This is a genomic window from Gimesia sp. (genome assembly GCF_040219335.1).
Taxonomy (GTDB): Bacteria; Planctomycetota; Planctomycetia; order Planctomycetales; family Planctomycetaceae; genus Gimesia.
On record NZ_JAVJSQ010000031.1, the window covers coordinates 522115 to 545231 of the forward strand.

25 protein-coding genes are annotated in these 23117 nt (G+C 54.5%); 19 read left to right on the forward strand and 6 right to left on the reverse strand.

Annotated elements, in window-relative coordinates; genetic code table 11:
* Positions 1 to 35 precede the first annotated feature (35 nt).
* The 7 genes from RID21_RS26850 (at position 36) to RID21_RS26880 (ending at position 8400) form a co-directional block, all read left to right on the forward strand.
* A complete protein-coding gene (locus RID21_RS26850; RefSeq protein WP_350194322.1) occupies positions 36 to 878 on the forward strand; it encodes an endonuclease/exonuclease/phosphatase family protein in 843 nt (280 codons plus the stop codon).
* A 4-nt stretch (positions 879 to 882) separates the two neighbouring features.
* Entirely contained in the window at positions 883 to 3360 is a 2478-nt protein-coding gene (locus RID21_RS26855) for a c-type cytochrome (RefSeq protein WP_350194324.1), read from the forward strand.
* Positions 3361 to 3383: 23 nt separating this feature from the next.
* Entirely contained in the window at positions 3384 to 4253 is an 870-nt protein-coding gene (locus RID21_RS26860) for a hypothetical protein (RefSeq protein ID WP_350194326.1), read from the forward strand.
* Between the two features lie 26 nt (positions 4254 to 4279).
* Positions 4280 to 5398 (forward strand): family 10 glycosylhydrolase, encoded by a 1119-nt coding sequence (locus tag RID21_RS26865; protein ID WP_350194328.1) that lies wholly within the window; start codon positions 4280 to 4282, stop codon positions 5396 to 5398.
* Between the two features lie 91 nt (positions 5399 to 5489).
* On the forward strand, positions 5490 to 6281 hold the full coding sequence (gene yaaA, locus RID21_RS26870; protein WP_350194330.1) for a peroxide stress protein YaaA: 792 nt from the start codon (positions 5490 to 5492) through the stop codon (positions 6279 to 6281).
* A 27-nt stretch (positions 6282 to 6308) separates the two neighbouring features.
* The gene (locus RID21_RS26875; protein ID WP_350194332.1) at positions 6309 to 7316 is read left to right on the forward strand and encodes a methyltransferase; all 1008 of its coding nucleotides are present in this window, start codon (positions 6309 to 6311) and stop codon (positions 7314 to 7316) included.
* 76 nt (positions 7317 to 7392) lie between these two features.
* Positions 7393 to 8400, forward strand: coding sequence for a methyltransferase (locus tag RID21_RS26880; protein WP_350194334.1), 1008 nt, complete (start codon positions 7393 to 7395; stop codon positions 8398 to 8400).
* Between the two features lie 17 nt (positions 8401 to 8417).
* Here RID21_RS26880 and RID21_RS26885 read toward each other — a convergent pair whose 3' ends face one another.
* Positions 8418 to 9377 (reverse strand): transporter, encoded by a 960-nt coding sequence (locus RID21_RS26885; RefSeq protein ID WP_350194336.1) that lies wholly within the window; start codon positions 9375 to 9377, stop codon positions 8418 to 8420.
* A gap of 135 nt (positions 9378 to 9512) precedes the next feature.
* Here RID21_RS26885 and RID21_RS26890 point away from each other — a divergent pair, with 135 nt between their 5' ends.
* The 11 genes from RID21_RS26890 (at position 9513) to RID21_RS26940 (ending at position 19327) form a co-directional block, all read left to right on the forward strand.
* Positions 9513 to 9671 (forward strand): hypothetical protein, encoded by a 159-nt coding sequence (locus tag RID21_RS26890; RefSeq protein WP_350194338.1) that lies wholly within the window; start codon positions 9513 to 9515, stop codon positions 9669 to 9671.
* A 600-nt stretch (positions 9672 to 10271) separates the two neighbouring features.
* The gene (locus RID21_RS26895) at positions 10272 to 11081 is read left to right on the forward strand and encodes a glycerophosphodiester phosphodiesterase (protein WP_350194340.1); all 810 of its coding nucleotides are present in this window, start codon (positions 10272 to 10274) and stop codon (positions 11079 to 11081) included.
* A 123-nt stretch (positions 11082 to 11204) separates the two neighbouring features.
* The gene (locus RID21_RS26900) at positions 11205 to 11804 is read left to right on the forward strand and encodes a MarR family winged helix-turn-helix transcriptional regulator (RefSeq protein ID WP_350194342.1); all 600 of its coding nucleotides are present in this window, start codon (positions 11205 to 11207) and stop codon (positions 11802 to 11804) included.
* Between the two features lie 462 nt (positions 11805 to 12266).
* Positions 12267 to 12800 (forward strand): diaminobutyrate acetyltransferase, encoded by a 534-nt coding sequence (gene ectA, locus RID21_RS26905; RefSeq protein ID WP_350194344.1) that lies wholly within the window; start codon positions 12267 to 12269, stop codon positions 12798 to 12800.
* Positions 12797 to 14092: a diaminobutyrate--2-oxoglutarate transaminase gene (gene ectB / locus RID21_RS26910; protein WP_350194346.1), complete on the forward strand. Its 1296-nt coding sequence runs from the start codon at positions 12797 to 12799 to the stop codon at positions 14090 to 14092. The genes ectA and ectB overlap by 4 nt, the downstream gene beginning before the upstream one ends.
* A gap of 89 nt (positions 14093 to 14181) precedes the next feature.
* Entirely contained in the window at positions 14182 to 14574 is a 393-nt protein-coding gene (locus RID21_RS26915; RefSeq protein ID WP_145189669.1) for an ectoine synthase, read from the forward strand.
* 105 nt (positions 14575 to 14679) lie between these two features.
* Positions 14680 to 15615 carry an ectoine hydroxylase gene (thpD, locus tag RID21_RS26920; RefSeq protein ID WP_350194348.1) on the forward strand — a complete coding sequence of 312 codons (936 nt, stop codon included), beginning with the start codon at positions 14680 to 14682 and terminating at the stop codon, positions 15613 to 15615.
* A 170-nt stretch (positions 15616 to 15785) separates the two neighbouring features.
* Complete coding sequence (locus RID21_RS26925; RefSeq protein ID WP_350194350.1) at positions 15786 to 16316, forward strand: TRAP transporter small permease; 531 nt, start codon at positions 15786 to 15788, stop codon at positions 16314 to 16316.
* A gap of 25 nt (positions 16317 to 16341) precedes the next feature.
* On the forward strand, positions 16342 to 17631 hold the full coding sequence (locus RID21_RS26930; protein WP_149339560.1) for a TRAP transporter large permease: 1290 nt from the start codon (positions 16342 to 16344) through the stop codon (positions 17629 to 17631).
* 5 nt (positions 17632 to 17636) lie between these two features.
* Entirely contained in the window at positions 17637 to 18716 is a 1080-nt protein-coding gene (locus tag RID21_RS26935; protein ID WP_350194352.1) for a TRAP transporter substrate-binding protein, read from the forward strand.
* 185 nt (positions 18717 to 18901) lie between these two features.
* Positions 18902 to 19327 carry a hypothetical protein gene (locus RID21_RS26940; RefSeq protein WP_350194354.1) on the forward strand — a complete coding sequence of 142 codons (426 nt, stop codon included), beginning with the start codon at positions 18902 to 18904 and terminating at the stop codon, positions 19325 to 19327.
* 66 nt (positions 19328 to 19393) lie between these two features.
* Here the strand turns inward: RID21_RS26940 and RID21_RS26945 are convergent, their stop codons facing one another.
* The 3 genes from RID21_RS26945 to RID21_RS26955 form a co-directional block, all read right to left on the reverse strand.
* Complete coding sequence (locus RID21_RS26945; protein WP_155365883.1) at positions 19394 to 19882, reverse strand: hypothetical protein; 489 nt, start codon at positions 19880 to 19882, stop codon at positions 19394 to 19396.
* Between the two features lie 85 nt (positions 19883 to 19967).
* Positions 19968 to 20453 (reverse strand): hypothetical protein, encoded by a 486-nt coding sequence (locus RID21_RS26950; protein WP_155365882.1) that lies wholly within the window; start codon positions 20451 to 20453, stop codon positions 19968 to 19970.
* The gene (locus RID21_RS26955; protein WP_350194356.1) at positions 20450 to 20809 is read right to left on the reverse strand and encodes a hypothetical protein; all 360 of its coding nucleotides are present in this window, start codon (positions 20807 to 20809) and stop codon (positions 20450 to 20452) included. The genes RID21_RS26950 and RID21_RS26955 overlap by 4 nt, the downstream gene beginning before the upstream one ends.
* A 627-nt stretch (positions 20810 to 21436) precedes the next feature.
* Here RID21_RS26955 and ybiA point away from each other — a divergent pair.
* The gene (gene ybiA / locus RID21_RS26960; protein ID WP_350194358.1) at positions 21437 to 21904 is read left to right on the forward strand and encodes a riboflavin biosynthesis intermediates N-glycosidase; all 468 of its coding nucleotides are present in this window, start codon (positions 21437 to 21439) and stop codon (positions 21902 to 21904) included.
* Between the two features lie 6 nt (positions 21905 to 21910).
* On the opposite strand, the gene RID21_RS26965 is transcribed toward ybiA, so the two are convergent.
* Positions 21911 to 22456: an RNA 2'-phosphotransferase gene (locus RID21_RS26965; protein ID WP_350194360.1), complete on the reverse strand. Its 546-nt coding sequence runs from the start codon at positions 22454 to 22456 to the stop codon at positions 21911 to 21913.
* A 59-nt stretch (positions 22457 to 22515) separates the two neighbouring features.
* Complete coding sequence (gene pncA / locus RID21_RS26970) at positions 22516 to 23112, reverse strand: bifunctional nicotinamidase/pyrazinamidase (RefSeq protein ID WP_350194362.1); 597 nt, start codon at positions 23110 to 23112, stop codon at positions 22516 to 22518.
* Positions 23113 to 23117 lie beyond the last annotated feature (5 nt).

Consider the following 23117-nt stretch of genomic DNA (forward strand, 5'->3'; position numbering starts at 1 on the left):
CACCTCGACACCAGAAACATTCAGGAACCGACACCATGCTGCAGTCTTGCCGTTTCTCAAGCCCCTCTTTATTTAAATGTTCGCTCTGGCTGACAGTCATCGCTCTCGTCTTCAGTTCCAGTCTTGAAACACAGCGTGTGCAGGCCGCTGATTCTGTGCGTGTGCTCTGTTACAACATTCATTACGGACAGGGAACTGACGGCAAATACGATGTAGCCCGACTGGCGAAGGTGATTGCACAGACTAAGCCGGACCTGGTCGCCCTGCAGGAAGTCGACGTAGGTGTAAAACGCTCCAATCGTGTTCACGAAGCACAGCGCCTGTCGGAACTGACGGGGCTCGAAGTTCGCTTCGGACCGACGCAGCATTATGAAGGGGGGCTGTTTGGGAATGCAGTGCTGACGCGCCTGCCGATTCTGGATGTCATGATTCAGCCACTCCCCTATACCGAAAGTACTCCCGAACGGGTGACTTATCCGCGGGGCGCAATCGTCGTGACCGTGAAGGGTCCCGATGGGAAGCCGCTGCGATTCATCAGCACGCACTTTCAACATAATGTGCCTGAGGATCGAGTCGCGGAAGCCAAAGCCATCAATCAGTATTTCGCGTCCGAGTCTGAAGTCCCCACGATCCTTGCGGGAGACATGAATGCCCGCCCGGAAGAAGAGCCGATTCAGGTTCTGCTCAAACGCTGGACCAACGCCATCGATAAAGACGCGTCCCCAACCGCGCCTTCGACGAAGCCCCGCTCCCGGATTGATTACATCTTTTATCGACCGGCTGCCCGTTTTGAAGTCATCGAAACCAAAGTCATCAATGAACCGCTGGCCTCGGATCACCGTCCGGTGTTTGCCATCCTGAAACTCACACAGGAGTAACCCGATGCGAAACTGTCTTTCCTGGATGTGCCTTGTCGCACTGCTGCTCACGAGTGTCACTCAGAGTGTGCGCGGTGCAGAACAACAGGCGACGCCGGTGAGCTCGATCCGCGTGCAGCCCGGCTTTCAGGTGGAGTTGCTGCGTTCGGCGCAGTCGGGAGAAAGCTCCTGGATCAGCATGACATTCGATGATCGGGGACGCGTGATCCTGGGACTGGACGATGTCGGCCTGGGTCGGCTCACTTTCAATGATAATACCGACAAGGTCGCGTTCGAAAAAATCGACGACAAATTAAAACACTGTCGCGGTGTGTTGTATGCCCACGACAGCCTGTATATCAGTGAGACGAACGGCGAGGGGCTGCATCGCTTCCAGGATACGAATGGCGACGGTCAGTTCGATCAGCGGCAGTTGTTGAAACCACTGGATTACCGCAGCCGGTTCGGACATGGCAGCAATCAGCTCGTACTCGGCCCCGACAAAAACATCTATCTCGTCGTCGGTAATGATGTGTCGTTTCCGGAGGGAGTCTCCCCTCAGTCTCCCTATCGCGATCCGCAGAACGATCAGTTGCTGCCCAACCCGCACGACGCCGGTCAGGACAATCGTGTCGGCTACATTCTTAAGACCGACCCGGCTGGGAAAACCTGGGAGATTCTCGCAGGGGGATTTCGGAACCAGGTCGACATCGCCTTTAACCCCGAGGGGGAGATGTTTACTTACGACGCCGACATGGAATGGGACATCGGCCAACCCTGGTATCGCCCGACCCGCATAAATCATATTATTCCCGGCGGCGAGTATGGCTGGCGGTGGGGAACCGGCAAATGGCCCGAGTATTATGCAGACAGTCTGCCCAGCACGCTGAATACGGGGCTGGGTTCTCCGACCGGGATGGTCTTCGGCACCGAGAGTCACTTTCCGCCCCGGTTCAAAAACGCCATGTATATCGCCGACTGGCAGAATGGACGCATCCTGCTCGTGGACCTGATTCCTGCGGGAGCCAGTTATCAGTGTCAGTATGAAGTCTTTCTGGAAGGGGGGCCGCTGAATGTGTGTGACATGCAGTTCGGTCCTGATGGTGCGCTGTATTTCATCACCGGTGGTCGCGGCTCACAATCGGGCCTGTATCGCGTGACTCCGCGAGCCGATCAGAGTCCGACTTCCCAGGCTCCTGAAATCAGTGCGCAGGACCGTCAGCAGGGAGAAACCGCGCGGCAGTTGAGGCGGAACCTCGAACCATATCTCAACTCACCTGTGCCTGAGATCGACGTGCTCTGGACACACTTGAGCAGTGATGACCGCTGGCTGCGTTTCACCGCCCGCAAGGCACTGGAAAACCAGGATGTCTCCCGCTGGCGTGAACGGGCCCTTTCAGAGACGAAGCCGGTTGCAGCGATCGAGGCGTTGATTGCCCTGTGTCATCAGGGAACCCCTCAAGATCGAGACGCAGTCCTGACAGCGCTGAACCGGATCGAGATCAGCGCGCTATCGCAGGAACAGTTACTGGCGTTACTGCGTGCTTATGAACTCAGTTGTATTCGACTTGGTAAACCGACGTCAGCCCAGGCGGCGACAATCAGAGAGCGACTGAGCCCCCTGTTTCCGCATGCGACCAGCAGCGCGAATCACATGTTGTGCGAACTGCTGGTCTATCTGAACGATGAATCGGTCGTTCCCCGAGCCATGACGCTGCTCGCTGATACATCGCCCCAGGAAGATCAGATCCGCACCGCCCGTGCCTTGACTCAGGCCTCCCGCGGCTGGACTCCGGATACCCAGCGTCAGTTCCTCGCCTGGCTGGGGATGGCCCGCCACTTTACGGGGGGTAAGCAGTTGACCGAACGGCTCCGCGATATTCGCGTGGACTTCCTGAAGTTACTCAGCGACACACAACAGCAGGAGTTCAGGGAGGAGATCGCGGCCCTCGACAAACCGCTGGAAGTGGAAGAGGTGGTTCCCGCGCGGCCCGTGGTGAAAGACTGGCAACTGACCGATCTCGAACCGCATCTGGTTTCAGTGACACAGAACCGTTCCTTCAAAAACGCGCGACAGGCGTTGCTGGCGGCAAACTGTCTCAAGTGTCATCGTATCGGCTCTACGGGAGCGCAGATCGGCCCGGATCTGTCGAATGTTGGCAAACGCTTTGACAGCCGGGCGATTCTCGAATCGATCATTGAACCGTCCAAAGTGATGGATCCGAAATACCTTTATACTGTCTACGTCCTCAGCAGCGGCAAGATCGTGACCGGCAGACCGGTGGGGGTCAGCAAGACAACCATCACTGTTGAAACCGATCCGATTCGTCAGACCACGGTGCCGGTGCTCCGCGAGGAAATCGAGGAAGCCGTCCTTTCGAAAACGTCGCCGATGCCCGCCAGCCTGATCAATGTGCTCACACAGGAAGACATTCTGGATCTGCTGGCCTACCTCAAGGCGGGCGGCGATCCCGGGGCTGCCGCGTTTCAACAGTCGAATTGAGCGGATTCTGAAAGGACCACCGCATGCCTGTGCTCAAGACATTGCTGATACTGATCTGCAGCACGCTCAGCGTCGCAGCTGCGGAGCCGGTCAACCTCAACAGCCTGCCCTCTGACCTGTCAGTGCCTGAGGTCACGCGGGGTACACCTGCTCCCGGCCAGCGGGTCTGGCAGACGAATCAGGGGTTCGAAAAGACCGAAATCGTCCATGCACTGTATCTGCCGACGGACTGGCGGCCCGGTAAGAGGTATCCGGTGATTATGGAGTACCCGGGCAACGGCGGTTATCACAATGCCTTGAATGACGTCAGTCGGGGCCGTGTGCAGGACTGCAAACTGGGCTATGGTTTGTCCGGCGGTGTCGGCATGATCTGGGTCAGTCTGCCCTTCGTGGATCCGAAAACGGGTCAGCATGCCGTCAAATGGTGGGGCGATCCGGACGCGACAGCCGACTATTGTAAACAGACCGTGGCCCGCATCTGCAGGGAATATGGCGGCGACGCGGAGAATGTCATCCTCACCGGCTTTTCGCGGGGTGCCATCGCCTGTAATTTTATTGGACTGCGAGACGCGGAGATCGCCAAACTCTGGAAAGCGATGCTGCCCCACAGTCATTACGACGGCGTACGCAAGTGGAATTACCCCGACAGTGATGCCGCGTCTGCTCGCCAGCGACTGGTGCGGGTCGGAACGCGTCCCCAGTTCATCAGCCATGAAATGAGTACGCAGCAGACAGAAGCGTATCTCAAAGAGAGTGGCGTGCCAGGGCAGTTCACGTTTATGGCACTCCCCTACCCCAATCATTCCGATGAATGGGTATTGAAAGATATTCCCCAGCGGAGCCGGGCGCGTGAATGGCTCCAGAACATCGTACAACAAACAGCAACCGACTGAATCCTTCCCCGAAACGAGGCACTCCCATGCACCGCATTGCTCCCTGGATGCTCTGCTCCTTCTCTTGTCTGCTCCTGCAGAATGTCACTCTCCGCGCAGCGGAACCGGAGCCACAACCCCGTCCGCACATCGAGATCCGCGGGATCTACGGCGGTGCGCCGACACAGTTACTGGAACAGAACCGCAGCCTGCCTGAACTGGGCGTGAATGCGATTTTCATGGGCTCAGGCAGTCTTTCAACAGAAAAGATCGCGGAACTCAAGCGACAGGGAGCCAAGGTCTTTGCCGAGTTCAACACGCTGCATGTCGCCGGCTATCTCAAGGAGCATCCGGATGCGGCTCCGATCGGTGTGGATGGGAAGGTCTCACCTCCCCCGCATGGCTGGCAGGGCATCTGTCCGACTCATCCCGGCTATCGGAAATATCGGATGGAGGAATTTCGTCGCGTGCTCAAAGAGTATGAGATTGATGGCATCTGGCTCGATTATCATCACAGCCATGCCAGCTGGGAGCGGGCCGAGCCGGACATGCCGGACACCTGTTTCTGTGAACGTTGTCTGAAACAGTATCAACAGGATACGAAAACCAGCCTACCCGAGGCACCGACGGCCGAACTTTCGCAACTGCTGCTGGGAGAACAGAAAGCGAAGTGGACACAGTGGCGATGTGACGTCTTCACCGACTGGGTCCGCGAGTTTCATTCGATTATCAAGGAGACACGACCGAAAGCACTGCTGGGCACATTCCATTGCCCATGGACCGACACCGAATTCGACGGGGCGCTGAAAAACAAGCTGGCCATCGATCTCAAGGCCCAGGCGCAGTACATCGATGTTTTCAGCATCATGCCTTACCATGCCCGCTTCAATCATCCCCAGGACCCGGCCTGGATTTCACGACAGACGGCCTGGCTGGGAAAGTACCTCGGTATCAAGGGGCAGCCTGGCGAGCGGCACAAGATCTGGCCCATCGTGCAGCTCTCGGACTGGGGAGAAACAGTGCCCGTCAAACAGGTGACGCCGGTCCTCGACCATGGGACGCGTCCTCCGGCGACCGGGGTGATGGTCTTCCGCTGGGGTTCCCTGCATCCCCAGACCGACAAGGTGGAGGCGATGATCGAATACTATCGCGCCATTCGGCCGTGAGCCGGACGGGAATCTGTTTATTGACAATCCGACAGGCGCGGTCTATAACCAACGCGAACTGAAATCACCTGCAGATAGACGGATTGCGACCATGCTGACAGTACTTTCTCCGGCCAAATCACTGAACCTGGATCCTCAGAAACAGACCTCGAAATATTCGACTCCCGAATTCCTCGAGGAGGCAGAAACGCTCGTCAATAAACTGAAGCGGATGTCGCGGAAAGCGCTGGGCGAACTGATGAGCATCAGTGACGATCTGTCCGAATTGAATCGTGGCCGTTTCAATGAATGGTCGCGTCCCTTCACAACGAAGAATGCCAAGCAGGCCGTGCTGACGTTTAACGGGGATGTTTACCAGGGATTGAATGCCAGTCAGTTCAAGGCACGCGACCTGGCGTATGCCCAGGATCATCTGCGAATCCTGTCCGGTCTGTATGGCGTGCTGCGTCCGCTCGATCTGATGCAGGCGTATCGGCTGGAAATGGGAACCAGTCTCAAGACACGGCAGGGAAACTCGCTGTACGATTTCTGGGGCGATAAAATCACCGAGTCGCTCAAGGCGGATCTCGACAAACAGAAACAGCGGGCCTTGGTGAATCTCGCTTCGAATGAATACTTCAAATCGGTGAAACCGAAACAGCTGGGATGCCCGGTGATTACGCCGGTCTTCAAGGAAATCAAGGATGGCAAATCGCGGACGATCGCCCTGTTCGCGAAGCAGGCCCGCGGTCGGATGGCGGCCTGGATGATACAGAACCGCATCGATGCCCCCGCTGACCTGACCGGTTTCAACCTGGATGGTTACGAGTACCAGCCCGATGAATCGACTGACAGCAAACTGACCTTTTCCCGCCCGCAACCACCGCCGGTCGGAAAAAAATAACTTCCACTCTCTCAGGATCAAAGCACAATGACGGAGCAGGCACTGCATCAGCAACTGGACCAGATGATTACCGGCTACTGGACATCGCAGGCGATTTATGCGGCGGCGAAACTGGGAATCGCTGACCTGCTGGTCGACCAGCCCCAGACCGCGGCCCAACTCGCGTCCGCTACTGACACGAATGCAGGCGCCCTGTATCGGGTGTTGCGAGCACTGGCCAGCATCGGGATCTTTGAGGAAAACGAGCAGCAGGAATTTGCTTTGACGCCGATGGCGGAATTTCTGCGGAGCGATGTCCCCGGTTCCAAGCGGGCGCTGGCGATGATGTCGGGCGATGAGCAGTTCCAGTGCTGGAGCGAGATCATGTACAGCGTGCAGACCGGAAAGACCTCGTTCGATAAGGTCTTCGGTCAGCCGATCTTCGAATACCTGTCTCAGCATGAAGACAAAGGCCAGATTTTCGACCAGGCGATGATGGGCATTCACGGCCGGGAAACCGGAGAGATCATGCAGGCCTACGATTTCTCAGGCATTCAGACCCTGGTTGACGTGGGCGGCGGAAACGGTTCGAACATTGCCCACATTCTGCAGCAGTACCCCGAGATGCAGGGGATTCTGTTCGACCTGCCTCACGTTGTCGAACGGGCTCAACAACACATTGAGGCTGCGGGACTGAGTGAGCGGTGCGAAATTGTGGGAGGCAACTTCTTTGAAGTGGTGCCCACGAACGCGGATGCCTGGTTCATGCGGCACATCATTCATGACTGGGACGATGAAAAGTCGCTCACGATTCTCAAAAACTGTCACACCGCGATGCCTGCAGACGCTAAACTGCTGGTTGTGGAAAGTGTGATCCCGGCAGGCAACGAACCGTTCGCCGGCAAGTTTCTGGACCTGGTGATGCTGATGATCCCCGGCGGCAAGGAACGGACGGCCGAAGAGTATCGCAGCCTGTTCGCCGAGGCAGGCTTTGAGCTGACGCGCATTATCCCGACGGAATCCGAGCTGAGTATTATCGAATGTGTTAAGCAGTAGATCTGGAATGCCGGTTGTCTGTCGGTCGATGCGACTCGTCCCGAATAGATGTGAGCTGAAGTGAGGAGACCCTGAGATGACCGACGAACCTCATGCGCAACAACTGGAGCGGATGATAACCGGCTATTGTATTTCACAGAGCATTTATGCCGCCGCCAAACTGGAAATCGCCGATCAGTTGACTGCGGGCCCCCGGACCGCGGCACAACTGGCGGAAGCGACGCAGACCGATGCGGACTCGCTGTACCGCCTGCTCCGCGCCCTGGCCAGTGTGGGGATCTTTGCGGAAAACGAACAGGGAGCCTTCTCCCTCACGCCACTGGCGGAGCCGCTGCGCAGCGATCATCCGGAATCCAAACAGGCCTGCGCGATCATGAATGGCGAAGACCAGTTCCGGCCCTGGTGCGAAATCATTTACAGCCTGCAGACCGGGAAACCGGCTTACGACAAGATCTGGGGAAAATCGGTGTTTGAGTTTCTGGCCGAACATCCGGAGCAGGCGCAGATCTTCGACCGGGCGATGACCGGCATCCACGGTCGCGGGAACGATTCGATCCTGGATGCTTATGATCTTACTGATACCCGGGTCCTGGCGGATGTCGGCGGGGGCAATGGCTTGCACCTCGCTGGAATTCTGCAGGCGAACCCTCATCTGCACGGCCTGCTGTTCGATGTGCCGCATGTCGTCGAACGGGCCCAGTCCCAGATCGACCAGGCCGGTTTGTCCGATCGCTGCCAGCTGGTCGGTGGAGACTTTTTCCAGTCACTGCCCCAGGGACCGGATGCGATTCTCCTGCGGCACATCATTCACGACTGGAACGACGAGCAATCACTGCGCATTCTCAGGAACTGTCATACGGCCCTGCCGGACGGGGGCAAGCTGTTGATCCTGGAGAGTGTCATTCAGCCGGGTAATGCGGCCTTCTGGGGGAAGTTCGTGGACCTGATCATGCTGCTGGTGACGGGGGGCAGAGAACGGACGGCCAAGGAATTCCGTCTGCTCTATGAGCGGGCCGGCTTTGAACTGACGCGGATTGTTCCTACCTCGTCCGATCTCTCGATTGTGGAAGGCGTCAAACGCTGATCGCTGCGATTGCGGGATCAGGGAAAGCGGACAGAAAGACCGGCGCCGGCGAAGAAGTCAGACGCGCCTTCGCTCAGGCCGACGCCCGCACTCCAGTCGAGTTGCACATTGTTATTGATCAGGAAGGTGAACCCGGCATCAAAATAGTGTTCCGTGCGAGCGGTACGGGCGCCGCTGGGAATCAGCACGAACCATTCGGTAAACGCGCTGAGTTGACTGTTCAACGTATAATTGACTGAGCAGGACTGGGCCATCTCCAGGAAGTACTTCCCGCTGGTGTCGATATCTGCATAGCCCTGCGTGGATGCAGCGACGGAGACAATCTGGTTCAGCTGCCAGGCATAGATCAGATCGACGCCCGGTTCCACATGCTGAGAGGTAAAGGCCAGGCTTCCGGTCGGCACGCTCATCGATGTAATCAGCGCCATTTGTGGCAGAATGCCTGCCTGCGGTGTCAGAGCAAACTGCAGTGCCAGGTCCAGATCCTGGGTGCCGAAAGTGCTGTTATGCCAGGTACCGATCTGTGCCGCCTGTTGCAGGGGTGAAAAGCCGACGCGAAACTCCAGCCAGTCTGCCAGGATCCCCTGTCGCCAGAGGAACTCACCAAAGGACTGATAGCGAACGTCCTGGCCCCCCTCGTTACTTTTCAGATACGTGTAACCCGATTCAACCTGCGTCACGCCCCGCCCCACGGTCACCGAAGTGGATGTGAAGTTAGGGCGATCGGTCTGCAACGGCTTGTCCAGTTGAGGACCGCCCGAACATTCCGGGCCCGCGTTCCACTGAAACAGGGTGCCACAACAGGGGGCGAAGTAGAGACCCGTAACCGGCGCGACCGGTAAGGCCGCGGGTTCTGTCTCGGCCAGTGCTTTGACGAATTCGCCCTGCTCAATGAGCAACGGGGCTGCAGCGGCATCACCTGCCTGTGCGCAGCAGAAATCGAGACACAGCAATATCAGGCAGGGTAAGCTGCGCAAGATTTGTGCCCTGGTCGGTGTCAGACTACTTCGGGAAATCGGCATAGAAGATTTATCGGAAAGCCTGCCTGACAGCGGTCAGGATTTCTGGAGAATCGCCGTGTGTCCCATATCTTCAGTGATGAAGGAGACGCAGTGGTTAAGACTTCTCTTTCCGGGCTGACGCCGATCCGTAGGATGGTTTACCTGGAATGGGACACTGTTGGACGAAAACTGCGTGATTTTGCTGGAGAACGGCAGACGGTGGTTCTTTATTTGAACGGTACTTACCTGAAGTCTTTCAAGCGGGGCTAACACCCTGCGGCTCATTTTTTTTCTGCAATCATTGTTTAGAGTACCGAGTCAGTTACAGGGCATTGTATTTTCAGTCTTTACGGAGGCCATCAGCGTGGATATTTATTTTGCGGAAGGGCGCGTGGCGGTCAAGCGGAGATTGTGCTCCCGGTCGGTGGTGAATGGTTCTGAATTATCAGTGAGATGCATTTCAAACGCGTTGAGTGTGCTGCGAAATGATTTGAAATTATACGAGACAGAACGCACTGGTTCGGATTGTCCCGGTGAAAAGTGGACAAAATCGACGGCGATTCAGGTGCATCTGAGTCAGTTGTGGTCCGTATTCCAGTGCACGCATCATCCGCCTCGCGCGCGAAGCAGAATTACACAAGATAGGATTCAGCAGGTGCCGATCAAGTTCAGTTTCTTCAGTGAAAAGAACTGAACCGTTCCAGTGCATAAAACGGAGTAGTGAATTCAAAAGAAAACGCGTTGATTCTGAATGTGAATATTTCGGACGAAGCACAGCCGGTGATTGACCTGTTGAAGGAGTTCCTTCAAAATCGAAAAGATCAATTCCCTGTGCCTTTTTAGCCGGTGCCTGTTTAGAAAGAGAAGACAATGTTGCGTCCCTGCCGACTGCTGATGATGACTGTGCTGTTGTGTCTGACTCTGTTTCACTCCGTAACGGGAGCCGAACCGCTGATTGTTGCCCACCGGGGACTGCTCAAAGTCGCACCGGAAAACACGCTGGCGAACTTCCGGGCCTGCCTGGAACTGCGACTCGGTTTTGAATTCGATGTGCAGCGAACCCGAGACGGCCACCTGATCTGCCTGCATGACACGACCGTCGACCGCACCACCGACGGCACCGGAAAGGTAGCAGACCTGACGCTGGCGGAGATTAAGAAGCTGGACGCAGGCAACTGGTTTGACAGTCAGTTTAAGGGCGAACGGGTGCCAACGATTGATGAAGTTCTGGAACTGGTCTCCCGTTATCGTCAACATGAGATTCTGGTCGCCGTCGATTTCAAAGATGCGAATGTAGAACAGGATGTGGTACGACTGGCAGAAAAACATGGAGTACTGTCAAAGCTGATCTTTATCGGGAGAACGATTCAGGAATCTGAGGTCCGCGACAATCTCAAAGCGGCTTCCCCGAAAGCAGAGACCGCTGCGGTGGCTAATAATGCGGGCGAATTCAAAGACGCGCTCGGTGCGAAGAATGCAGACTGGGTTTATCTGCGGTACCTTGCACCGGCCAGTGAAATTCAGGCAGTACACCGGGCGGGCAAACGCACATTTATCGCCGGACCGACGGTCAGCGGCGATCTGCCTGTCAACTGGAGGCGGATCACCTCAGCGGGCGTGGATGCGATTCTGACGGATTATCCGCTGCAGTTGAAACTCGCGTTGAAACAGCAACCGTGAATCGGAGTCAGTTGGAGCGCAGCTGATTCTCTTGATCTTTGACAATTGGAATAAGGCCTCGACGGGTAGTGGAATAGGGTCTCTGCAGGAGATCTGGTTGAAATCGTGGGCGGAGTATGCATAATGAACCGATATCACAGCGTCTCTGAGCTCTTTCTAATTAAAGTCGAGAATCCCATGTCGCCGTTAGGACTTGAGGATCAGGTTATCGTGGCCCTGCGTCGCATCACGCGTGCGATCGATTTGCATTCGCGAAACCTGATGCAGGAAATCGGACTGACTGCCCCGCAACTGGCAGCACTGCAGATGATTGCGCGGCGACAGCCGATTACGGTTGGGGCGCTGGCGAAATCGATTCATCTGAGCCAGGCGACGCTGACGGGAATTCTGAGTCGACTGGAATCACGACAGCTGGTATCCCGCTCCCGACGTGGAGCGGATAAGCGGACCGTGGTGGTAGAGCTGACCGACGAAGGTCAGGCGATGCTCAAGAACGCGCCGTCGCTGCTGCAGGATCGTTTTCGTCGTGAACTGTTGACACTGCAGCAATGGGAACAGACCCAGATGCTGGCCACGCTGCAGCGGATCGCCACGATGATGGACGCGGAAGATATTGATGCTTCCCCCGTGTTGTCTGCGGGTGACGTCTCGTTTCATACAGAACCGGCAGAAGCGGATACCGACACGTTTCTCAAGCAACAGAACCTGGATTCCCACTCCTGAGGGCTCCCGTTTACAGGTTTATTATCAAATAGTCGGAATTTTCGACTAAAACCGGTTCTAAGGACGGCAATCACTCCAGCTAATCGGCGCTGAGCCTGCTCACGCAGGGGCAAACCGAGCTTGCCTTTGAGAACGATTTGAGCCCTGACCAGACCAGAATCGTGATCAAGGAACAGGGCCCCCCCAATTCACCTGCATTTCCAAATCTGGGGGTTGACATTTTGATATACATTGAGTACAAAGTATTGAACACTAACTAATTCTGCCAAGTGATGTCGTTTCACCACTGAGCCACGCGTTTCAGAACACAAGAAATCGTCTATATTAAGTTAAAATTAAGACATGAATGTGAAACTTGACAATCGCATATGACTCGCAGTTTCAAAATAATGTATTTTGAATTTACTTTGTAGTCTAATCATTTTCCTAGAGCGACTTGCTCGGAATCCCATAAAAAGCCAAATGGATACGGCCCACAAACTCATTTTTCGCGAGCCCCGAGTGGAAGATGCGCTCGCGATTTCCCGCCTCATTAAACGCTGCCCTCCTCTGGACGTAAATTCCACTTACGCCACCATGTTGCTATGTCGTGACTTTCACGATACTTGCGTTGTTGTGGAGCAGGACTCGGAAGTCCTGGCATTTCTATCCGCTTATCGACCTCCACAGCGAGAGAATACGATCTTTATCTGGCAAGCCGCCGTAGACAGTCGCCTGCGTTCCCAGGGAGTTGCCTCCCGAATGCTGGACGACCTGCTGTCGCGGGAGTCGCTCGCCGACGTTAACCACCTGGAGACGACGATTACACCTTCGAATCAGTCGTCCCAAAAACTGTTTCGCTCACTGGCGAAACGTCTTAATACGGAATGTCGATCGGTAGAAGGATTTCCTGCTGCACTGTTTGGTGAAGTCGAAGAACACGAAGCAGAGGATCTCTACCAGCTTGGTCCATTCACACTAAAACCCGTTCATGGAGAGAAACCAATAGTATCATGAGTATATTCAAACGACTCGAATCAAACGTTCGAGGTTACTGCCGCTCGTTCCCAACCACATTCACCAAAGCTCAGAACGCAACTTTGCGTGATGACAAGGGAAATGAATACATTGATTTCCTGGCAGGAGCCGGTTCACTCAACTATGGTCACAACAACCCGCAGCTGAAAACCAAGCTGCTGGAGTTTCTGGAACGGGATGGCATGCTGCATGGTCTCGACATGCACACCGACGCCAAGGAGCGCTTCCTGGAAGTCTTCGAAAAGCGGATTCTGTCTCCATTGGAACTGGATTACAAGCTGCAGTTCACCGGCCCCACAGGTACGAACGCTGTGGAAGCAGCCCTGAAGCTGGCACGCAAGATCACCGGACGGACCAACATTGTTTCGTTCACAAACGGTTTCCACGGCGTGAGCCTGGGATCGGTCGCCGCGACCGGCAACAGTCACTTCCGCGATGCCGCTGGCACGCCTTTGAATAACGTGACCTTCATGCCTTACTACGGCTACCTGGGTGACAACATCGACACCCTGGAATATTTCGAAGCCCTGCTCAAAGATAACAGCAGTGGTCTGGATCTCCCCGCAGCGGTGATTGTGGAAACCGTGCAGGGTGAAGGCGGCGTGAATGTCGCTGGCATCGAATGGCTGCAGCAGCTGGAAACCCTGTGTCAAGAACATGGCATGCTGCTGATCGTCGACGATATTCAGGTCGGCTGTGGACGTACCGGTGACTTCTTCAGCTTTGAACAGGCTGGAATCGTGCCGGATATCGTGACTCTTTCGAAATCCCTGAGTGCCTACGGACTGCCGATGTCGCTGGTACTGATGAAATCCGAACTGGACCAGTGGGAACCTGGCGAACATAACGGTACGTTCCGCGGAAATAACCTCGCATTCGTGTCCGCCGCCGAAGCAATCGAATATTACTGGGGCGATTATCAGCTGTCTCGCGAAGTCAAACGCAAAGGCGAACTGATCCAGGAACGCCTGCAGGATATCGCTGACAGTATCATCGACGTTGATCTCGAAGTCCGCGGACGTGGTATGATCTGGGGACTGGCCTGCCAGGAATGTCCGGATCTGTCGGGTAAGATCACCGAAGCCGCCTTCAAGCGGGGGCTGATCATTGAGACCAGTGGTACTGACAGCCACGTCCTGAAATTCCTGCCGCCATTGACCATCGAAGAAGATCTGCTGACGCAGGGACTCGACATCGTCGCCGAAAGTTACAAAGCGGTTCTGGAAGACGAAGTCATTATGAAAGAACTGGGTCTGATCACCAGCGAGTGATCAGTCGCCAGGCTTCCAGCGAAACAAACCGATATTCAACCTGATAGACATCCTATTTCATCTGAAGAAACTGAAGAGAGACGCTCACAATGCTTGTACGTCAATTAAGTGAGATTATTGATACCGACCGTGACATTAAAGCCGAAACCTGGAACAGCCGCCGTCTTCTGCTGGCAGGAGACAAGATGGGATTTTCCCTGCACGACACGCTGATTCACCCAGGAACGGAAACGGAAATCTGGTACCAGAATCACCTTGAAGCCGTCTATTGCATTGAAGGAGAAGGCGAAATCGAACTGATTCCGGATGGGCCGACTTACCCCATCTCACCGGGCATGATGTATGCCCTGGATAAGAACGACCGTCATCTCCTGAGAGCGAAATCTCAGTTACGAATGGTCTGCGTCTTTAATCCTCCCGTCACCGGTCAGGAAGTCCACGACGAAAATGGTGTATATCCGGCTGCGACCACCGACTCCTGAGTCGACTCGCAGCTCAGCGTTTACGACACTGTTGTTTTACATAAAGGACTTTTTCATCAGGCTGGAAATGCCTCTCTCCGGCATTGGCCAGTGACCGTGAAGGCAATGAACACTGAAGTAGCGAATTCGAAAGATCTGTATCCGTCTCGTGTCAAACCTCAGCCCGAATTCCTGGAGCGGACTGATCCGGTCGTGTATGGATCTTCCGAGGATGGCCCATTAACGGCAGGTCAGCTGAACCACTTTGAACGGGACGGTTTTCTGATTCTGCCGGCTTTTTTTTCCCAGGCAGAGCTCGACGCCTGCAACGCCGAGCTGGCCCGCCTCAAGGAAAGCGCTGTAACCCGCAGACGCTCTGAAGCAATTGTGGAGCAGGACTGCGACGAACTGCGGTCGCTGTTTGCGATTCATCATGCGGAGATCAGTCCGTTTTTCTCTAAAGTTGCCCAGGATGAGCGTATCGCGGGAATGGTGATGCAGATTCTGGACAGCGAAGTTTATCTGCATCAGTCGCGTGTGAATCTGAAACCGGGCTTTGCCGGGAAAGAGTTCTACTGGCATTCTGACTTCGAAACCTGGCATGTGGAAGACGGGATGCCTCGGATGCGTGCGGTGAGCTGTTCGCTGTTGCTCACCGACAACTACGAATTCAACGCGCCTTTAATGCTGATGCCGGGCTCTCACCGAAAGTATGTTTCGTGTGTGGGAGAGACTCCCGAGGATCATTACCTGACGTCCCTGCAGAAGCAGGAACTGGGTATTCCCGACAAGGATTCCCTGCGGGAACTGGTCGACGAACACGGCATCATCCAGGGCGCTGGTCCTGCAGGCACTCTGGTGCTGTTTGACTGCAACACCATGCATGGCTCGAACGGAAATATCACCCCCTTCCCGCGTTCGAACCTGTTCTTTGTGTATAACAGCGTCTGGAACCAGCTCGACGAACCCTTTGGACAGAAGAAATACAGACCGGAATTTATCGCCTCACGCCAGTATTGTGAGCCCGTTTCACAACAGGCGGTTAATTACAGTCTCCAGTAACAGACAACGGTTGCTCCTGATGGCGGGACAACCAGAACCAGAAAAGAGGATCTGATGTCAGATTGTTGTGTTGAGTTAATCACAGCGTGGCGATCGTGTGCAGATCCCGCTCCGACCTGCTTGCTTCTCCTGCGCTCTCAATTTCATCCTTTATCAGAGGATCAGCGCAGATGAACAAATTATTTGCGATCATTCAGCGGATCGAAGCGTTTCTGCTGGCCTGGTCGATCATCAGCATTGCCGCTCTTTCGATCGGCAACGTGGTGTGCCGCGCCCTGTTCGGCTTCAGCCTGGCCTTTGTCGGCGAAGTCTCGCAGTTCCTGATTATCGTTGTGACCTTCATCGGCCTGAGCTATGCTGCCAGCCAGGGTCGCCATATCCGCATGACCGCGCTGTACGATCAGCTCAACCGACGCTGGCGTAAAATCATGATGGTCATCATCAACAGTCTGACAGCTCTGCTGATGCTGTTGCTGGCCGGATATGCTTTCGAATACATCAACACCGTCCGCTTTCTGGACACGATTTCTCCCGTATTACAGGTGCCCTTTTACCTGATCTATCTATTCGTCCCGCTGGGGTTCATTCTGTCGGCCATCCAGTATGGCCTGACAGTCTTCCGTAACCTGACTGCCCCCGACGTCTATATTTCGTATTCACAGAAAGACGAATACGAAACCACGGTCGTCGGCGAAGTCTAACCAAGGCCCTCAGGGAGAATCACGAATGGAAGCCTTACTCATCATCGGCATCATGATCTTTTTACTGCTGCTGGGTTTTCCGATGAAGGTCCCACTGATCGTCGCTGCCCTGGCGGTCCTGCTGGTCTTTCATCCGGATGTAACGCCGGCCGTGCTGGTTCAGCAGATGATCGGCGGTATCAAGCCAGCGGCCCTGATCGCGGTCCCGATGTTTATTTTCGCGGCCGATATCATGACGCGGGGGAATTCCGCGAACCGGTTACTCGACCTGGTGACGGCGTTTGTCGGTCACCTGCGAGGTGGTCTGCCGATCGCCAGTGCCATCAGCTGTACCCTGTTTGGTGCGATGTCCGGTTCGACCCAGGCGACCGTCGTCGCCATCGGTGGTCCACTCAGGCCCCAGCTGCTCAAAGCGGGTTACCCCGATTCCTTCACCACAGCGCTGATCATCAATGCGAGCGACATTGCCCTTTTGATCCCGCCCAGTATCGGCATGATCGTTTACGGCGTTGTCTCGGGAACTTCGATCGGGGAACTGTTCATCGCGGGTATCGGGCCGGGCCTGTTGGTCCTGTTGCTGTTTTGTATTTACTGCTGGATCGCTTCGATTCGCATGCAGATTCCCCGCCAGGAAAAAACAGACGCTGCGACCCGTCGCACAGCGGCACGCCGGGCACTGCTCCCGCTGGGTTTCCCCCTGATTATTATCGGCGGAATCTACTCGGGGATTTTCAGCCCCACTGAAGCCGCGGCGATCTCGGTTTTGTATGCAGCGATTCTGGAGATCGTCTTCTTCCGGGATCTTTCTGTGAAAGACATTCCGGACATCGCACTCTCGACCGGATTAATTACCGCGGTCGTCTTTATCCTCGTTGGTGCGGGTGCTGCCTTCAGCTGGGTGATCTCGTTCGCACAACTGCCGGACGCGTTGATCAATAACTGGCTGGGGCTGACACCGGATTCGGGCTACTGGACGATCATGCTGACGATTGCCATCGCCTACTTCATCGGCTGTATGTTCGTGGATCCGATCGTGGTGATTCTGATTCTGACCCCGATCTTCCATCCGGTGGCGATTGCTGCTGGCATCGATCCGGTACTGGTTGGGATTGTAGTGACCTTACAGGTGGCCATTGGATCGGCGACGCCGCCGTTCGGCTGTGACATATTTACCGCGATTGCGGTCTTCCGCCGGCCCTACCTGGAGGTGATTCGGGGCACGCCCCCCTTCATCGCCATTCTGCTGTTTGCAGGGATCCTGCTGATTGCGTTCCCCAGTATTTCCCTGTTTCTCCGCAACCTCGCATTTGGATAAGCATCATGAACCTGATTCAGAAAATATTCAGTTCTGCGTCTGTCTGGAGCCTGCTCCTGATCCTGGGCGGTTCCCTGCTTTGCACTTCGTGTGGTGCTGAGGCAACCGCGTCGACGGATCAACCGACGCAGTGGCGGTTTGCGATTGAAGAGACCATCGGCAGCGTTCAGCACCAGTACGCAATAAAGTTCAAGGAACTCGTCGAGGAACGTTCCAATGGGGAAATCGAAGTCACCATCTATCCCTACGGAACCCTGGGGACCTCGGACCAGATTACCGAGCTGGTCGATATGGAGGTGGTGCAGTTTGCGATGGCCTCCCCCGGGCACCTGGGAAAACTGATTCCGGAAGTCCAGGTCTTCCTGTTGCACTTTCTGTTCTCCGACGATGATGAAATCAACAACCAGGTATTGAATAAAGATCCGCGGTTACAGAAAACCTTTGCTGAACTCTACGCCCGCAAGCGGCTGAAGCTGCTGTCGATTTTCTCGGAAGGCTGGCAGGTCTGGACAACGAAAGATCCCATTCATCGGCCTGAAGATTTCGAGGGAGTCAAAATGCGGGTCATGACGTCCCCGCTGCTGATCGCTGCCTACAATGCGTATGGAGCCAGCCCGACACCGCTGCCCTACTCCGAAGTCTATTCAGCGTTGCAACTGAATATGATCGACGGACAGGAAAACCCGGTGTTCGCGATCCAGGAGATGAATTTCTACGAAGTGACCGACTGGATGATTTTCGCGCGACATGCACCGTTCATCACGACTGCTGTCACTAACCGTGAATTCTTCGATTCTCTGCCTGCCGAACGTCAGGAACTGGTGACCGGGGTGGTATCCGATCTCAACGATTACATCCTGAAGGTGCAGAGAGAATTCAACCAGGAACGGCTGAGCCTGATTCGCAAGAATAAGCCTGACCTGGAAATCATCACCGAGCTGACACCCGAAGAACGCGAAGCGTTTCGTCAGGCGAGTCAGCCGGTCCGGGAGCGGTTCATCAGAATGACCGGTGAAGATGGACGCAAGCTGCTGGAAGAGCTGAAACAGACTATTAAAGAATACGAAGACCAACAGCAGAACTGAAATTACCGGTCAAACGTTGTGTAACGGTTCTACAGGAAGGTGGCATTTGTCCCGGAGTACGCGATAGCGGCTGCGGGATTTTTTAATAATCGGTCTGGTCTGTTCCGTGCACATGGGGTAGAAACAATGTACGCTCATATCCATTTGCACAGAAGCCGACAGCGAGACGACCAGCGGAGACCGGGATGCCCATTCACGTTCAATGTGACGAGTGTTTTCAGAGTTATAAAGTCAAAGAGGAACGCGCCGGCCAGACGCTGAAATGCAAATCGTGCGGCAGCCGGATGCAGGTCCCTGAGGCTGACGAAGAAACCGGAGATCTCTTCGAGCATTATGGAGAGCCGATCGCTCCACAGCGAAAAACGAAGACCGCAGTCAAATCGAAAAAGAAAAAGTCCCGCAAGAAAGGCCCGAGCCTTTCGATGGGAAAGCTGGTCAAGAAAGCGTTTGGTGTGATGTCGATGGCACTGGGCATCATAATGCTGGGGGCTTCCATCTATATGTTTTTCGAGGGAGATTCCCCGGAAGGCAAACGCAGCAGACCGGTAGGAGGGCTGATCATGGCTTCGATCTTCATGGGCGTCGGCAAGAAATGGCTGTTCGACGAATAGCTGTCTGGGCTTTGTGAGGTGGGTTTGAAGTTCAGTGTCAGGTTAAGTCACAATCAGAAGCATCATCTAGAGTATGATCTTCTTAAAATATTCAGCTGCATCCTGCTCTCGAATTTTACATCCAATTTCGGGAACCAGAGAGGAACGAAACCGGTCTGCGATGCTCACGGAGAGTGTCAGATCAAAAACACCAATCAGTTCACTGTCAAGATCGTCCCAACACACATAAAACCGCACGTACCAGGATGAGTCAGGAGGAGCGATCCCTACATAAACCAGTTCATCCCCTGGCATCGATAATAAAAGTGAACGAGGGGTCTGGACCATGGCAAACAGTCCATGGATATCACAGTCGGCTTTCCGGAAATGCAGACCATCATGTTGCCACCAGTCGTCATACCTTACCAGTTGAGTAACGTGAAGATCGTTCTGCAAAAAAGCTGCGATCTTACAAAGTGCGTTGGACAGTTTATTCAGAGGTACAAACTCTTCCGTTGAAAAATTCACTCCCCCGGGTGGTTGGAATCCCTGGTCTTCCGGCTTAATGATGGCCATCACGTCCACCTTTACGATCTATCTAGCGTGTATTGAATTATTTGGAAACGAACTCTTGTAACTGTAAACTCCTTTGTCCCGACTCTCAATCACTCGACAAATCCGAATCTTCCGGCAGTCTGCTTTTGATAAATGAGGTAAGGTTTTCGGCATCGTCTGTACCCACGCGGAGCGTTCCCTTTTTGAGTTTGAGAACCACGCAGTCACGGCCCCAGAGATTCATTACCCAACCCCCGCGGAGGCTTAGATGAATGCCCCAGCCATCCAGTATGCTGGTGCGACCGACTTCGACACCGACGATGTCTTCGTAGAGTACGGCCCGCTGAAACAGGGGAATGGGGCCGAAGCGAATTCGCAGGCGGTCGATTTCGTCCGCTACGGTTAGATGGTGAAAGGAGGCCGCGAACAGAAACACGAGCATCGCTGAGCCGCTCAGGATCCAGGTCAGGAATGGCTGAGGTGGTTCATGGCGACAGTACCAGGCAACTCCGGCGAGCAGGGCTGCGGTGGCGTAGACCAACAGACACAGAGGACCGTGCTGACGATGATAGTAGATGGCGAGGCTGCTCATTCTTGTGACTCCTGTTCACTTTTGATTGCCTCTATTTTAGCAGATTTCCGTTCCCCTGCGCGAAACAGTTCCAGGATATTCTGCTGATCCCTGACGGATGATCTGCCTGCCCACCACAGCCCCAGGGAAATAAAAGCAAACAGGAGCGGAAATAAAAACAGTATCTGGGTCAGCGAGAGCGGATTTTTCCCCGGAAGCTGAGCTGTAAAATAGAGCCATAAATACACGGGCTGGACGATCATCAGACCTCCCAGTGAAGCATAGAAGGTGAAGCGGGTAAATCGCCGGGTCTCTGACTTTGTTTTCTCGTAGTTTTCAACAGCCGCGGCTGCTGAGTTGATTTCTCCTTCAAACATCTGCTGTTGACAGGTAGGGCAAAAACCTGTCGCAGCGGCTACCTTTCTTTCAGATTCTCTCCATGAGATCTGGCAGAAGGGACAACGCGGTGCAGTTGTCTGTCTAAGTTGTTTTACCTGGCGGTAGAGAAAGGGGACCGGAAAACATGCAGAAATAATGATCATGGGAAGAATTAAGATCGGATTGATGGCGTTTGGACAATCCGCCGTTCCCGCTTTGATTCCGATTGCGTTATGGATCTCAGGCCGAAAATACTTTACCACAAAAGCCAGCAGAGCCAGCGTCAGAAAGAAACTCACAAAGGCAATTGCGCCGCGCAGGAGTACCTGAAAGTCATAGCGCGTGACTGTAGCCTTGAACTGTTCTTTCAGCTCTGAGGGAGACTAGCCTGAATCAGTCATGGTGTTTCTCTTGTTGCCTGTTTGCGAATCCATATGTAGCCTCATTCTTAGAACACTCATGCTTTCAATCAACGAAAACATGCCAACTCTGGATCATCAGGTTTCCTGAGATTTGTCCCAAAACAGCGAACTCCACTTATCCTTTTAATGTCCTTAACCGGCTCGTTTCATTTTATCTGCTTTTCTCAGGTATATACCAACAAACTAAGTGCAGGGGTTAGCATATTGTCCAATCAAACCATCAACTTCTACAGCGTCAGCGAGGCTTACGGTGAGTTCTCCAACTTTGCCGGATTTCCGATTAAGCTGGAGGGTAAATGCTGGCCGACGTCGGAGCATTATTTTCAGGCGCAGAAATTCAAAGAGACTTCACACCAGGAAGAGATCCGCAAAGAATCGTCGCCGATGCGAGCAGCCCAGATGGGGCGGGAGCGGAAGCGACCGCTGCGGAAAGACTGGGAATCGGTCAAAGATGGCATCATGCGGCAAGCCGTGCTGGCGAAGTTTACGCAACATGCAGAACTGCGGGAACTGCTGCTCGCTACGGGAGAGAGTCGTCTCGTCGAGCATACGACGAACGATGCTTACTGGGGAGATGGGGGAGATGGCAGCGGTAAGAATCGGCTGGGGCAGATTCTGATGGAGATTCGCCGGACGCTGCGGGAGGTGGGAGATCCGGAAGGGGAAGCGTAGCGGGGCTCAGGGGAAGTCGATGTACTCGGGTGGAACTCGATCGGTCAGCCAGACCTGATTCGGAGTCACAAAGAATTCAAACCCGACTTGAGACATCTCTCCCGAGCGTATCTTCAGCAACACTGGTTTTCCCCGCCGCTGCCCGACCGCCAGTGCGGTATTTTCATCTCCATGCAGATGCACGTGATGACGTTTCATCTTCTTGAGTCCCTCGCGGGCGATCACTGCAACAAACTGTTGCGGGGTGCCATGAATCAGGAACTCAGGGGGAGTCGCGGCTTCATAGCCTAGTTCAATTTTGACGGAGTGCCCCTGATTAGCCCGGATGCGGGTGCCGTCATCACTGAAGGAGAACCGCTGTTTGTCATTCGAATGTACGACGTGCTCCAGTGTTTCCCGCGACATCCTTTTACCATGTTCGTCGATCGCAGAGAGTAACGTCTCTACGTCGACCCAACCCGATTCATCCAGTTGGATCCCGACGGTCTCCGGCTGATGCCTGAGAATCAGGCTCAGAAATTTACTTTTCCTTTTGATATCCTTTTCGTTCATTTCATTTTCCTTTACTTACTTTTTCTTTTCATAGTTGATTGATATTAGTTTGTTCTATTTCAGATCAGGGCGACACCTGCCGCCTGCATTTCCTGCAGGGCCCGCTGAATATCACCCTCGTTCAGATCGACGCCCCGACAGCCAGCCTGCACCAGATTGGTTTTCAATCCGTGTCTGACCGCATCAAGGGCCGTGAATTTCACGCAGTAATCGGTGGCAAGTCCCATGATGGTGACTTCACTCACATTGCGTTCGTTTAAATAGTCGCCCAGACCGGTCGCCTGTCGATGTCCGTTATCGAAGAACCCGCTGTAACTGTCGATGCTGGTATCAGTGCCTTTCGGGATTACCGCATCAATCTGCTCCTGATCCAGATCGGCGTGCAGTTTGGCTCCCGAGGAACCCTGAATACAGTGTTCGGGCCAGAGAATCTGCTCCAGCCCATGGAGATCGATCTGCTCACCAATTTCCCGATTCGGATGCTGGCTGGCGAAACTCAGATGACCTGGCGGATGCCAGTCCTGGGTCGCGACGACCAGTTCGAATTTTGGTATCCACCGGTTGGCCACTTCCACGACGTCATCGCCGCCGGGGACCGCCAGGGCACCGCCCGGCATAAAATCGTATTGCAGATCGACTAAGATTAAGGCATGCATCATGC